Source organism: Arthrobacter sp. MYb227, assembly GCF_002975435.1.
GTDB lineage: Bacteria > Actinomycetota > Actinomycetes > Actinomycetales > Micrococcaceae > Paeniglutamicibacter.
Window position 1 is genome coordinate 281,980 of the sequence record NZ_PCPT01000002.1, and the last position, 13,844, is coordinate 295,823.

11 protein-coding genes are annotated in these 13,844 nt (G+C 55.8%); 6 read left to right on the forward strand and 5 right to left on the reverse strand.

Annotated elements, in window-relative coordinates; genetic code table 11:
- Positions 1 to 56: 56 nt before the first annotated feature.
- The 5 genes from CQ018_RS05290 to CQ018_RS05310 all read left to right on the forward strand — a co-directional run bounded on the left by CQ018_RS05290 (position 57) and on the right by CQ018_RS05310 (position 6,028).
- A complete protein-coding gene (locus tag CQ018_RS05290; protein ID WP_181149745.1) occupies positions 57 to 1,367 on the forward strand; it encodes an MFS transporter in 1,311 nt (436 codons plus the stop codon).
- Between the two features lie 75 nt (positions 1,368 to 1,442).
- Positions 1,443 to 2,192, forward strand: a complete 750-nt coding sequence (locus tag CQ018_RS05295) for an SDR family NAD(P)-dependent oxidoreductase (protein WP_105548940.1) — start codon at positions 1,443 to 1,445, stop codon at positions 2,190 to 2,192.
- A gap of 209 nt (positions 2,193 to 2,401) precedes the next feature.
- Complete coding sequence (locus CQ018_RS05300) at positions 2,402 to 3,448, forward strand: NAD(P)-dependent alcohol dehydrogenase (RefSeq protein WP_105548941.1); 1,047 nt, start codon at positions 2,402 to 2,404, stop codon at positions 3,446 to 3,448.
- 328 nt (positions 3,449 to 3,776) lie between these two features.
- Entirely contained in the window at positions 3,777 to 4,793 is a 1,017-nt protein-coding gene (locus CQ018_RS05305; RefSeq protein ID WP_105548942.1) for a PDR/VanB family oxidoreductase, read from the forward strand.
- Between the two features lie 14 nt (positions 4,794 to 4,807).
- Positions 4,808 to 6,028, forward strand: a complete 1,221-nt coding sequence (locus CQ018_RS05310; protein WP_105548943.1) for a cytochrome P450 — start codon at positions 4,808 to 4,810, stop codon at positions 6,026 to 6,028.
- A 297-nt stretch (positions 6,029 to 6,325) separates the two neighbouring features.
- On the opposite strand, the gene CQ018_RS05315 is transcribed toward CQ018_RS05310, so the two are convergent.
- The 4 genes from CQ018_RS05315 to CQ018_RS05330 all read right to left on the reverse strand — a co-directional run bounded on the left by CQ018_RS05315 (position 6,326) and on the right by CQ018_RS05330 (position 9,675).
- Positions 6,326 to 7,528: an acetyl-CoA C-acyltransferase gene (locus CQ018_RS05315; RefSeq protein ID WP_105548944.1), complete on the reverse strand. Its 1,203-nt coding sequence runs from the start codon at positions 7,526 to 7,528 to the stop codon at positions 6,326 to 6,328.
- 199 nt (positions 7,529 to 7,727) lie between these two features.
- The gene (locus CQ018_RS05320) at positions 7,728 to 8,204 is read right to left on the reverse strand and encodes a MaoC family dehydratase (RefSeq protein ID WP_105548945.1); all 477 of its coding nucleotides are present in this window, start codon (positions 8,202 to 8,204) and stop codon (positions 7,728 to 7,730) included.
- On the reverse strand, positions 8,201 to 8,959 hold the full coding sequence (gene fabG, locus CQ018_RS05325; RefSeq protein WP_105548946.1) for a 3-oxoacyl-ACP reductase FabG: 759 nt from the start codon (positions 8,957 to 8,959) through the stop codon (positions 8,201 to 8,203). Before fabG ends, CQ018_RS05320 begins: the two co-directional genes overlap by 4 nt.
- A gap of 62 nt (positions 8,960 to 9,021) precedes the next feature.
- Positions 9,022 to 9,675, reverse strand: a complete 654-nt coding sequence (locus CQ018_RS05330) for a histidine phosphatase family protein (protein WP_105548947.1) — start codon at positions 9,673 to 9,675, stop codon at positions 9,022 to 9,024.
- A gap of 794 nt (positions 9,676 to 10,469) precedes the next feature.
- Here CQ018_RS05330 and CQ018_RS05335 point away from each other — a divergent pair.
- On the forward strand, positions 10,470 to 11,696 hold the full coding sequence (locus CQ018_RS05335; RefSeq protein ID WP_105548948.1) for an acyl-CoA dehydrogenase family protein: 1,227 nt from the start codon (positions 10,470 to 10,472) through the stop codon (positions 11,694 to 11,696).
- Between the two features lie 205 nt (positions 11,697 to 11,901).
- Here CQ018_RS05335 and CQ018_RS05340 read toward each other — a convergent pair whose 3' ends face one another.
- Positions 11,902 to 13,827, reverse strand: a complete 1,926-nt coding sequence (locus tag CQ018_RS05340) for an NAD(P)/FAD-dependent oxidoreductase (RefSeq protein WP_105548949.1) — start codon at positions 13,825 to 13,827, stop codon at positions 11,902 to 11,904.
- Between the last annotated feature and the right edge of the window lie 17 nt (positions 13,828 to 13,844).

Consider the following 13,844-nt stretch of genomic DNA (forward strand, 5'->3'; position numbering starts at 1 on the left):
CAGCAAGCACCTGTCCCATGTTCTTTCGCTGCCCGAGTCGACCCGGAAGTATCCTCATGAAAGAAAAAAGTGATGTTTTGGAGCAATTTTCGCTTGATGCAGTGCCACTTCACCCACGGGTCCGCCGGGACCGGTTGCGTTCTACCCTTGGGGCAACCTGTCTGACCTTCTGTGTCTCATTTGTTGTGGCCTTCGGTCTACTGGTGCCCTCGGGCACTAAACATTTTGGGGTGGGGGTCAGCGCCTACCTGGTCCACTACACGTTGCTGGCAGCCGTGAGTGGATTGTGCTTTGGGCTCGTGGGCAAACTCGTACCACGAGTGGGAATCCGCCGGTTAGTCATTATTGGCGGATCGATCACGACCATCAGCATTTTTGCGATGTCCCTGACCACTAACCTTTACCTCTTTTACTTCTTTGCCGTTCTGAGCGGCGTGGGCTGGTCGAGCTGCACCCTGGTTGCCGCAACGATCATCATCAACGGATGGCATCTGCATCAACGCCGCGGATCTGTCCTAGGCGCGGTGCTTGCCGGCAACGCGGTGGGCGGCGTGCTGTGGGGATTAGTCATGCCTACTGTTGTGCAAATGTATGGCTGGTCCGGAGGGATGCAGTTATTGGCCATCTGCGCCCTAGCCATGATGGTGCTACCCGGGGTCTTGCTTATTAAAAACCCACCGGTGAGAACCACCCAACAGGACCAAACGGCACTGACAACATCAAGGCTCCCATCCCTGCGCGCGAGCGGCCTGAGGTTCGCCGTCGCGTTGTTGGTCATTGGAGCATTTGCCTTGGCCCTCGAAGGGGGATCGGTCCAGATACTACCCACGCTATTTGCGGACCGGGGAATAGACCCGGTGAAGGCCGGTGTCTTTGTATCGCTCTACGCGGTCGGTGGCATCGTAACAAAACCGCTCTTTGGTTTCATCTACGACAGGTTTGGCCCGCGCGGAGCCTCCTTCGCCGCCTGGATCGCCTTTATGATTGGGTTCCCATGGTTGGCCCTGACCACCTCGGAGAACAGCTATTACATCATCATTCCGCTGATATCTCTGGCCCTGACCACCTATACGGTGATGGTCCCGCTGATTGTCTCCGATGCTGTGGCCCCGGAACACTTCTCAAATGTGTTTGGTAAGACGATGATGATCGGTTCGCTGGGCCTTGCCATCTCGACACCAATGTGGGGACTGCTCTATGACCTCACCGGAGACTTCACCCCGGCGTTGTATGCGGCTTCCGTACTCGGAACCCTGGGCATGGTGTTGCTGCTGGTTGGCCGCCATTGGGGGAAGAAACAAACATTAAAGGTAGCCAGTTCGGAGCCGGTCGACGTCCCGGTATCCGCGGGCGCCTCCACTCATTAGCAAGTAACCCTACAAGTTATCTCCCAGTCCCCGGTGCGTGGGGGGCTATCCACACTAGTTCGGAGAAGGACAAAAATGCAGCGATTCGCTCACAAGACAGCACTAGTCACCGGCGCCGGAAGCGGTATCGGCAGGAGTACCGCACGCGCTCTTGCCGCCCAAGGCGCAAACGTAGTGCTCACCGACATTGATGAGGCAAAGGCCAAGGACGCAGCCGAAGAAATCAGCCGGACGGGAGGAAACGTCCTGGCACTGCGGCAGGACACCTCCGATCCCGATGAGGCACAGCACGTAGTGGATGCCGCCCTGGCGGAATTCGGCGCACTGCATCTTGCCGTCAATAACGCGGGTGTCACCTCGGCAATTTCCCCCCTGGGCGGGTACCCACTCGATGAATGGCACCGCGGGATGGATATTAACCTCAATGGTGTCTTCTATGGGTTACGCACGCAACTACCGGCCATTGCTTCCTCCGGGGGAGGCGCCGTGGTAAATATGTCTTCGGTGTTCGGAACCCTTGCCCGTCCGGGCAATCCCGCATACGTTGCCTCAAAGCACGCGGTCATTGGACTAACAAAGGTCGCGGCCCTGGACTATGCACAACAGGGTGTGAGGGTCAATGCTGTGGGCCCGGGGTACATTGAAACTCCCTTGCTCGCAGAGATCAATGACCATGTCATCCAAGACTTGGTCAGCCGCCACCCGCTGGGCAGGCTGGGAAACCCGGACGAAGTCGTCAATTTGGTACTCTTTTTACTCTCCGGCGAAGCCTCCTTCATTACAGGTAGCTATCATCTGGTTGACGGCGGCTACTCATCTGTTTGACCGCGATCTAAAATCCCTGAGATCGCAAAGGGTCACCCGCAGCCCGAGCAAATACACAAGCTTCAAGGCACCCCCCAGAGAAAACATGCCTGCAGCGATGTCGCCGACTCCTGCAGGCCATCTTTCCCCCCCCTGTACACACAGCCAGTCATGGCTCATCTGCTCCCCGCAGAATCGACGCATAACTACAACGTGAAGGAATCCTCAGGATGAAAGCTCTCAGGTATCTTGCACACGGCCAAGCCCCTGAAATCGTTGAGATCGAAAAACCTGTCCCCGGCCCGGGGCAGGTGCTACTGAAGATCACGGCAGCCGGGGTCTGTCACTCCGATGAAGCCGTCATGAACATGCCGGAAAAAGAGTATCTGGAAAGAAGGTACCCATTTCCCCTAACGCTGGGGCATGAAGCTACAGGGATTGTGCACGAAATCGGCCACGGCGTTAACACCTCTTTCAAGGTCGGAGACTCGGTGGCAGTCTATGGACCGTGGGGCTGCGGACGCTGCAAGCACTGCAGCATGGGCATGGAAAACTACTGTACGAATGCCGCAGCCGAAGGCATCCGACCCCCGGGACTCGGCAGCCAGGGCGCGATGGCCGAATACATGGTGGTTGACGATGCTCGGCACCTGGTAGCCCTCGGGGACCTAGACCCGGTCAAGCATGTGTCCCTCACCGACGCGGGGCTCACGCCCTATCACGCAATCAAAAAATCATTGCCAAAACTTGGTGCCGGGACCTTTGCCGTGGTCATTGGCGTGGGAGGACTGGGCCACGTGGGCATCCAAATCCTCAAGGCGCTCGCCGGAGCCACGGTAATCGCCCTTGATCTCAATGAAGAAAAACTTGAACTTGCACGCCAGATGGGTGCCGACCACGTCCTGCTCAGCGATGCCGACGCGGCGCAAAAGATCAGGGACCTCACCGGCGGTCTCGGCGCCAACGCCGTCTTCGACTTTGTGGGGGCCAACCCCACTGTCGCCCTGGCACAGCGCGTTGCGGCACTTGACTCCGAGGTGGCAATCATTGGCATAGGTGGCGGATCGATGTCGCTGAGCTTTGGAAATATTGCCTTTAATGCTGCGGTTCGCATTCCATATTGGGGATCGCGTGGGGAATTCCTTGAAGTGATCGACCTTGCGCGAGCGGGAAAGATTGCGGTTGAAGTCCAAACTTATACTCTGGAGAATGCTCCGCAAGCCTATAAAGACCTCTCCGCAGGTTTGATCCGCGGGCGCGCAGTAATCGTTCCCTAGGGATCTCACGTACGCCGGAAACAAGACTCCGTCAGTCACAATCTCTACGCAACACATCAGCAGCACCAAGAAACCCCCTGGCTTGTGCCGAGCTGTAGGTGGGTGCAAACAACAAGCGAATACTTAACAATCGAAGACTAGATTCGGTTGCACAACGGTGTCTCCCTTGGTGTTTCTGTCACTCGAGACAGAAATACCAAGGGAGACATAGTTCTGCCCGGAAATCGTTGCAAACTGTTGTCAAGTAATCACTGATCACTACGCGGCTATCACCTCGATAAGTCATGTGAGATTGATTACTTAAGGGTCGAGCGCGGATGATCGATGTATGCCTACACATGCCACCTCACTCACGGTCGATGAATCCTCGGCCTCCAAACCCGCTGTTGGCCGCCCAGGAATTCAGTCCCTCCGGGTGGCACGGAAGGATGTTCTTGCCGAAGGGGTTATTCGTCTGCGGCTCGAGGAACCACACAACGCCCGTGTCCCGGACTGGACCCCTGGTTCACATATTGAACTAGTACTTCCCACCAAGGAACACGGCGTGCTCTCGCGTCACTACTCGCTGTGTGGGGACCGCTGGGATGCCCACGCCTACGAAGTAGCAGTATTGCGCGAACCAAACTCACGCGGCGGATCACACTTCGTTCACGACGAGCTTGCCGTTGGTGACATGATCACCATTGGCACCCCACGTAACAACTTCCACCTCACCCAGGCCAAGCGCATTGAATTCATTGCCGGTGGCATCGGCATCACACCGATCATGACAATGATTGCAGCTGCCGAGCAGCTGGGCGTTGACTGGCGTCTGCACTACGGTGGGCGTAGCCGCGACTCCATGGCATTCTTGGATGAACTTGCTCAGTATGGGGATAAGGTCGTCATTTGGCCGCAGGATGAAAAGGGCCACCTGAACCTTACCTACCTCAATGAACCGGTTGAAGGCGGCCGCGTGTACTGCTGCGGCCCCGAACCACTGCTAAACGCCGTTGCCGGTGCCGCCGAGGCCTGGCCCAAGTGGGCAGTGCGCTTTGAACGCTTCGTGCCAGCAACCCAGCCGCCACCGGTACGCACCGAACCCTTCGAATTAGAACTGACGCGTTCTAACAAATCGGTCACCGTAGGTACCGACGAAACCGTACTTTCGGCCCTGAGCAATGCCGGAGTTCCGGTGCTTGCCTCCTGTATGGAAGGCATTTGCGGCACCTGTGAAGTATCTGTCCTCCGCGGCACCCCGGAACACCGTGACTCGTTGCTCAACGACGGCGAACGCGAAAAGAACGACCGGATGTTTGTCTGTGTTTCTCGTTCTATCACCGACAAACTCGTCCTGGATCTTTAGGAGATATACCCCTTATGACTGCCACCTCCAAGTGCCCGATAAACCACGGCACGATCCCCGTGTTGGATGATGATCCATTCGCCCCGGAAGTCCTCGAAGACCCGATTCCCTTCCAGACTCGTCTGCGTGAAGCAGGGCCGGTAGCTTACCTGTCCAAATACAATGCCTACGCCATTGGCGGCTACGACGAGATGTCTGCCGCCGTCAGCGACTGGCAGGGACTTTCCTCGGGTTCAGGTGTTGGCCTGAACGAACCATGGCGTGCCCGTGGCCTGCTGCAGATGGATCCTCCGGAACACGATGCCCCACGCGAAGTACTCCAAGAAATTCTCTCGGCCCGTGTGCTGCGTTCCATGAAGGATAACTGCGTGGACCGTGCACGCACCCTGATTGATGAACTCCTTGAAGGAACCGAACCCGGTGGGCAGGTTGAAGTTGATGCTCACAAACAGATTGGTGCGGTCTTCCCGGTGAACTTCTTCCCGGATGCTTCGGGAATTGATGAGACCGACCGCGAGAATCTTGTCCCGTACGCTGACCACATCTTCAACTCGCTGGGCCCACGCAATGAGCTGGTCAAACAGGGCGAATGCCGTGCCGCCGAACTCCAAGAATGGGCACTATCCAAGTGTCAGCGTGAGAATCTGAAGCCGGAAGGCTTCGGCGCGGATATTTGGGCTGCCGCCGATCGTGGCGAAATTCTTCACGAGCACGCACCATTGCTGACCCGCTCGCTACTCTCGGCCGGCGTCGATACAACCGTTTACGGTATTTCAGGGGTTCTCTATGCCATGGGTGCAAACCCGGAACAATGGGACAAACTCAAAGCCAACCCGGGCATGGCCCGTGTTGCCTTTGATGAGTCCTTGCGCTGGCATTCTCCGGTACAGCAGATCTTCCGCAAGGCAACCCGCGACATTGAAATCGGTGGAGTAGTCATTCCCGCCGAGAGCCGCGTACTGCTGTGCTTCCAGTCGGCAAACCATGATCCGCGCCGCTGGGATAACCCGCTGAAGTTTGACCTGGACCGTGATCCCTCGGGCCACCTGGCCTTTGGCATGGGCATGCACCAGTGCGTGGGCCAGCACGCTGCGCGATTGCAGGCTGCAACGCTGCTCGAGGAACTGCTCGAACGCGTTGACAAGATTGAATTGGTGGCTCCGGTCGGACGCCACCACAACAATGTGTTGCGCGGCATCGATAGCGTTCCGCTGCGCTTTACCCTCAAGAAGTAGGTTTCTCCTAGAAAAGATTGCCGGCCTCACGGTCTACCGAAAACCGTGGGGTCGGCATTTCTATGTACGGAGAGCTGGCACGCGAATGATTGAGATTAAGCATCCGGTGTGTAAAAGATTAAGCATCCAATGTCGAAAGGTAATCAAGGACCGAGCCGCAAAACACGGAGTAAAACAGCAAGACAAAGCGGTGGGCTCGACGAGGAATATTAAGTCTCGACAAGACCACCGCTTTGCTGAATCAACGGATCCCGAATAGCTACCCGGGGCTCTCCTCAATGAGGGGATCCAGATGGGTCAGCGTGCTACTTCGAAGAGGCCGGCGGCGCCCATGCCGCCGCCGACACACATGGAGATGATGACGAATTGTTCGTCGCGACGTTTGGCTTCTAAGAGTGCGCTGCCGATGGCGCGAGCACCGGTCATGCCGTAGGGGTGGCCTAGGGCAATGGCTCCGCCATTGGGGTTCATTTTTTCTGGATCAATGCCCAAGAAGTCCCGGCAGTACACAGCCTGGGCGCCGAAAGCCTCGTTGAGTTCCCAGATACCAATGTCTTCAACCTTCAGCCCATGTAAACGCAGGAGCTTGGGGATTGCGGTGACCGGGCCTATGCCCATTTCATCTGGTTCACAGCCGGTGACGGTCATGCCGCGGTAGAAGCCCAGCGGGGTCAGCCCCAGGGCTGCTGCGTAGTCGCTGTCCATCAGTACGTTTGCCGAGGCACCGTCGGAGAGCTGGGAGGCGTTGCCGGCGGTGACCGTTGGATTCGTGGTGAACTCGCCTGGCTGTAGTACGGTGCGTAGTCCGGAAAGTCCCTCGGCAGTGGTTCCTTCTCGGATGCCTTCATCGTGGGTGACCAGCTGTTCGAACTCGGTGGTTTCCCCGGTTTCCTTATTGGTGCGCAGCGTTGTTACCCGGATGGGTGCGATTTCTTGGGCGAAGGTTCCGTCCTGGCTGGCACGTAGTGCGCGCTGCTGAGAAATTGCTCCCATTTCATCTTGGCGTTCCCGGCTGACCTGGTAGCGTTCGGCTACTAGTTCGGCTGTCTTGAGCATGGGCATGTAAACGCCCGGTTGGTGTTCGGCAAGCCATGCATCTTCGGCGCGGTATTTGTTTAGGTGCTGGTTTTGGACCAAGGAGATTGATTCAACACCGCCACCAATGGCAACCTTCATCCCGTCATGCAAGATCTGCTTGGCGGCCGTGGCCACGGCCATCAGGCCCGAGGAACACTGTCTGTCTATGCTCTGTCCCGGCACGCTGACCGGCAGTCCGGCGCGCAGGGCACCCTGTCGGCCGATATTTGAGCTGGTGCTTCCCTGCTGAAGTGCGCAACCGAGGATGACGTCCTCAACCGTTGCCGGATCTATATCCACCTTGGCGAGGGCTGCGGCGATTGCGTGGCCGGCAAGTTCTTGGGCCGAGGTGTTGTTGAAGGCACCTCGGTAGGCCTTGCCAATGGGGGTACGGGCTGTTGAAACGATTGCTGCTTGGGACACGGTATTTTCCTTTGCCTCGAAAAAGAGATGGATAGCGCGTAAAACTGACGATCGTTAGTCGGTATCCAGTTGAACTGAAAGCCAACGTTTTAAAAGGGATGGTAGTGCTTTGTATTGGATTATTTGCAAGAGATTTAGAGGGAAGAATGGGCGTTGTGATCACCAAGAGGCAAACACAACGCCCACTGCGTTGAATCGATTAGGAAGTGGCAGGCGCCGGGTAGAGTCGTGAGACGACCTCAGCTACGCATCCGGGCTTTTTCTGTTCGCCGTTGTATTCCTGCTCAACTGTCACTTGGATGGTTGACTGGGCCCAGTTTTCTTCACGGTCAAGGGCTACGAGTTTGACGCGTCCGCGGACTCGGGAGCCCACTAGGACAGGAGCGGGGTAACGGACCTTATTCGAGCCGTAGTTCACTCCCATGGACAGTCCATTGACCTTGTAGGTATCAAACATGAAGCCCGAAACCAAGGAAAGTGTCATGTAACCGTGGACCAAGGTGGTGCCAAACGGGCCGGAGGCGGCGCGCTCGGTGTCAACGTGAATCCACTGGAAGTCATTGGTGACCTTGGCAAAGGCATCAATGTCTTCCTGGGTGATGGTGCGCCACTCGGTGAGCCCGATTTCTTCACCAACAACCTTTTCAAACTCATCTACGTTCTCAAAGATCCTCATGCCTTCGGACCACCTGCCACATAGATGACCTGGCCGGAAACGAAACCGGCATTCTCGGAAGCGAAGAAGGACACGGTGTTGGCGATATCCGCTGGCTTACCGGTGCGGCGCACCGGGATCGCAGCGGCAGCCTTCGTGGTGAATTCCTCAAACGTGATGCCCATGCGTTCGGCGGTGGAGGCCGTCATTTCGGTTTCAATGAAGCCCGGTGCAATGGCATTTGCGGTCACACCGAACTGGCCCAGTTCCAAGGCTAGGGTCTTGGTGAAGCCCTGAAGCCCGGCTTTTGCCGCGGAGTAGTTGGCCTGTCCGCGGTTACCCAAGGCCGAGGTGCTTGAGAGGTTGATGATGCGACCCCATTTGGCTTCCACCATGTGCTTCTGGGCCGCCTTCGACATCAAGAACGAGCCGCGTAGGTGAACGTTCATGACTAGGTCCCAGTCGGAGACACTCATCTTGAACAGGAGGTTGTCACGGATGATTCCGGCGTTGTTAACAACGACCGTTGGTGCGCCCAATTCGGTAGCAACCTGCTCAACGGCCGCGTTGACCGCGTCCTCATTGGAAACATCTGCGGTAATTCCCAAGACCTTGTGTCCCTGAGCGCTTAGTTCCTCGGTGATTGAAGCAATGCCTTTTTCATCAAGGTCAATGATGGCAATATTCATTCCATCGGAGGCAAGCCGGCGGGCAATTTCGGCGCCAATGCCGCGTCCTGCACCGGTAATGATTGCTGTGCGTTGTACTTCAGCCATGATTGGACCTTTCTACTGCTCTGAACGAGCCGGGGGATGGAAGTGATGAGAAAGTTGGAAAGCTAGCGGTAAGTGATCCACGGGGTGGGTAGATGTCCGTGGTCATTGAAACTGACAAGCGTGGTGCCCTGAGAACCGCTGACAATCTTTGAAACAGCGGAGTTTACGGTGACCCGATTTATCGGTAGCCATTGCTCAAAGCCACCGTTGAGTAGGTGAGCTGCAGTCCAAGCGATGGCGCCGGATGAGGAAACCACCACCGCACTTTCGCCGGAACCCAAGCCGTCTACTGCGTCCTTGAGCGCTTGCTCAACACGGGACGTAAAGGTGGAAAAAGATTCGAGGTAATCCTCATCGTGTGCACCGGAGGACCAACGGGTCGAGGCTTTTTCGAGCATGCGTTGGAAGATGCGTGTATCAGTTTTAGCCCGCGGATCTTGTTCGGGATAGGCATTGATGATGTCGGTAGCGTTGAACTCGTCCCAGCCTTGGTCAATGCGCAGATCAAGTCCCCAGTTGGCGGCCTCGTTGGCGCCTTGGGCTGTTTGCTTTTGCCGGAGCATGCCACCGGAAATGATGCGACTTGGAGTTACCTCGAGTTGCGCCAGTGCCTTGCCTAAGGCTCGACTTTGTTCGTGGCCACGATCCGATAACCTGTCGTAGTCGTCGGTGCCGAAGGATGCTTGTCCGTGACGGACTAGATATAGAACGCTCACGATATAGGACGCTATCGGCAAATCGATGTGATCTACACCTCTTATGGCTATCGGGGTGAAAGGGGGGGGCTGATTCCCCGTGGTAGTTCTATTCCTGCCCGGTGTTCTTCTTGTCTTCCTATAGCAAGGTGGAACTTAGCCCCCCATACGCTGGGCCAGCAGAACTGCTTGATGGTTTTCAGTAGCGGCAATTGGCTACGCAGCGGTGCCTCACCAGTGCACACGGGAGCGAGCAACTCCTGCATGAACTTGGGTCCCAATATTCTCGATGCTCCAGGACGTGGGCTGAATGAAGCCGGCGAAGTGAGCCAACGACACGATCTCTCCTATCACTGTGATGTGTAGTTCTCTGCATATCAATGCCAATATTCGGAGCTTTCGGGCACCTGATCCACTACTTTCTGGCGTGTGTCCAACGGGCCCGGCGATAGGTGATTTTCATAGATATTGAGCGGAAAACAGCGCCTTAAACGGTGCCGAGGCGGCGGCGGAATTCTTCATAAAAGATGTGTCAAGGGCCTTTTGGCAAAAGTACTTTTGGGAGCACGTTCGCGGTCGAATGCCCTATTCCGCACCTCAAACAACGTTGTTATTGTGGTGAACATTACAAGGTGAAGTGACTCTCCCCTAGGTGATATGACAAAGGTGCAGCCAGCGGTTGGGGCCTTGGAAATCGGTAAGTTTTGATAGGCATACCGCATTCCAGCGTTCCAATCGCTGGCATCTATCTCCCTTGTGACTCATTCCTTTCGAGCGGTCCCTTGTCCCGATGGATACGAAAAGAAAGACGGACCATGACCTCGGTTATTGACCACCCAGATTATTTCTTGCTTGATGCCGATCTCACCGATGCCGATAGGGCACTGCGTGACAAGGTACGTGCCTTTGGGCAGACCAGCATTGAACCGATCATCAACGATTACTGGGAGCGTGCAGAATTTCCGCGCGAGGTCATTCCTGGGCTGGCGAAGCTCGGAATCATTGGTACCTTCATTGAAGGTTACGACTGCCCAGGCCTCTCACGACAGGCGGCGGGAATTGTCGCCCGCGAAATGGGCCGCATCGATGGCTCGGTCAATACCTTCTTAGGCGTGCACTCAAACCTGGGTATGGGTTCCATCTACATGCTGGGCAACGAAGAACAGAAGCAGCGCTGGCTGCCAGAGATGGCACGTCTTGAAAAGACCGGTGCCTTTGCGCTGACCGAACCGCTGCACGGCTCTGACTCGGTATCCCTAGAAACCTCGGCCCGTCTAGAGGGCGATACCTGGGTACTCAACGGACACAAGCGCTGGATCGGCAATGGCCACGAGGCAGATGTCATTGTGCTCTTTGCACGCGATGAAGCCGACGGAAACGTCAAGGCCTTCATTGTTGAGCGTCAAGCCTCGGGTGAATACCCAGCCGGTTACAACCCAACTCCAATTGTTGGCAAGATTGGCAAGCGTGCCATCCTGCAGGCAGACATTGTCATTGAAAACCTGCGTATCCCGACCGAAAACCGCTTGGAACACTGTGAATCCTTTGCCGGTGTGAACCGTGTGCTGAAGGCTACCCGTGGTGGCGCTTCCTGGGAAGCTGTCGGCCACGGCATGGCCGCCTTCGAGATGGCAGCCAAGTACGCAATGCAGCGTGAACAGTTCGGCGCGCCAATCGGCAGCTACCAGCTGGTCCAAGAAAAGCTGGCCACCATGCTTTCGGACCTGACCAGCATGCAGCTGATGTGCACCCGCATGGCGGAACTGCAGGAACGCGACGAGCTGACCGCGCCGATGGCTTCGCTGATCAAGATGACAACCTCACGCAAGGCCCTAGCGATGTGCCGTGAGGCTCGCGACATGATGGCCGGCAACGGTATGTTGCTGGAAAACCACGTGGCTCGTCACCTGACGGACATGGAAGTTGTTTCTACCTATGAGGGCACAGATTCCATGCAGGCGTTGATCGTTGGCCGTGATATCACCGGAATTTCCGCTTTCACTCGTAAGGCATCAACACCCAAGGAAAGCTCGGGTAAATGACCCATAGCGTGATGCCCCAACGCATTTAGGAGCATGTCAAAAGACTCGCGAAGAGGCGAAAGCGCAAGATCCCGTTCTTCCGCTTCTTCGTGTTGGGTGAGTAGTACAACTACTCACCATTACAAAGCCGCCTAGCACTTCCAACCTCTGGGTGAGGGGGAGCGAAATACTAGGCGGCTTTGCTATGCCCAGAGAATGGGCGGTATTAGCTCAGCACGTAGTCTGAGATAGTGGCTTTGGCCGTACGTTCGAAATAATCACGAGCGGGCAATGGCCACATGATGGTTGAACGCCCGGCAGCATTCATATACCAAGATTTTGTCTTCGACCATCCCCACGTACGTTTAGCGCTTTCGGTGGTGATCAGCTTGTCGTATTCAGCGAATACATCCTCACGTAAATTCAATGATTTCTTCCCCGATTGAGCTAATTGCTTGAGCGCATCAATCATGTAGTTGGCTTGGCATTCGAGGAAAAATACAAGATTTCCGTGGATCACCGTATTGGTATTGGGGCCATACATACAGAAGAAGTTCGGATAGTCGGGCAGCGTGGAACCAAGGTATGCGCTCGCATCAATTCCCCACTTTTCATGAAGGTCTTGCCCACCAATTCCCTCAACTTTCATGGGCAACAAGAAATCAGCGGCCTTGAAGCCGGTGCCAAACAAGATAATGTCGGCTTCCACATATTCGTCTCCAAGCCAGATTCCGGTTTCATCAACCCGCGAAACACCCTCATTTACCAATCGGACGTTGTCCCGCTTCAAGGTCTTGATCCAGGTGCCGTCGTCACAGATGATGCGTTTGGAGGCCGGTGGATAGTTGGGAATGATCTGTTCTAAGAGGTCGGGACGATCCTGAACCTGATCGCTAAGGTATTTAGTCAGCATCAATCGCAACGCATCATTGGCGGCAGATACCGCAACTTCTGTTGGCGGGTACTCCGGATCAACGGTTGCCGACGGTAAATTACCAATCACCCGGGGCAGGAAGAGTGAGAACCGATAAAACGCGCGGTACTGGTTGAGGTTTTCCATGAGCCACCGCTCATCTGGATTGATCTTTTGCCGCAAGATGGGCATGGGCATCAGCCACGGTGCGCTACGTTGAACGATTGTCACCTGCTGAGCATCTTTAGCCACCGCCGGAGCGAACTGTAGGGCGCTGGCACCGGTGCCAATGACAACAACTTTCTTCCCGGTGAAATCAACGGTGTGGTCCCACTGGGCTGAATGAATTTTTGGCCCAGCAAAGCTTTCGAGGCCTTCAATATTTGGAATCGAGGGGCGGTTGAGCTGGCCTACCGCGCTAACGACAACACGTGCGGTGATGCTTTCTTCGATGCCAGCGGTGGAACGAGTCTGAAGCGTCCAGGAATCATTTTCTTCATCCCAGATGCTCGCGGTGACCTCGGTACCAAAGATCAGGTGTTCTAACAGGCCATTGTCTTTGGCGAAGTTGTGTAGGTATTCATGGATGCGGTTGTGGCGGCCAAAATGGGTTTCCCAGTCGCGCTGCCAGAATGAATAAGTGTAGATATGGCTCGGAACATCGGTGCGGCAATCCGGGTAGGTGTTTTCCCACCAGGTACCACCCACCTCAAAATTCTTCTCGATAATGCTGAACGGTATTCCCGCCTGCTTCAATCGAAGTGCCGCAAGTAGCCCGGAGAATCCGGAGCCGATCACCACCGCGTTCATGGTGCTTTGCGGGTCAACCTGGTCAAGGTTCCATTGTGGAGCGCGGGGGTCTCCCTCATTAGGGACAAACGATATCTCGGCCAAGGCCCGGGCATCTTCAAGATCGGCTCCGAGCAGCCACGTAGAAATCTCTCTCAGTAATTCGGGTGTGGGTCTGGAGGCCCAAGACCGTTGCTGAGCAAGGTATGGAGCCAGTCGTTCAAGGCAATACTCCCGTGCCTGTGCTTCCTGTTGCGCAGTCAATGGATTGGGTGCAAATACCGCGGGAGCCGGACGCCATTCGTTTTTCAGTACTTTAGGATCACCGGTGATATGTGCCGTGAGCATGACCAGCGTGGGAATCTGGGCGGCTTCAATATGCTGTTCAAGATCTTCGAAGCTGATTTCACCGATACGCTTCGCGCGGGTGCTTTCAACGGTATTAGTCATGAGGTCTCCACCAATCT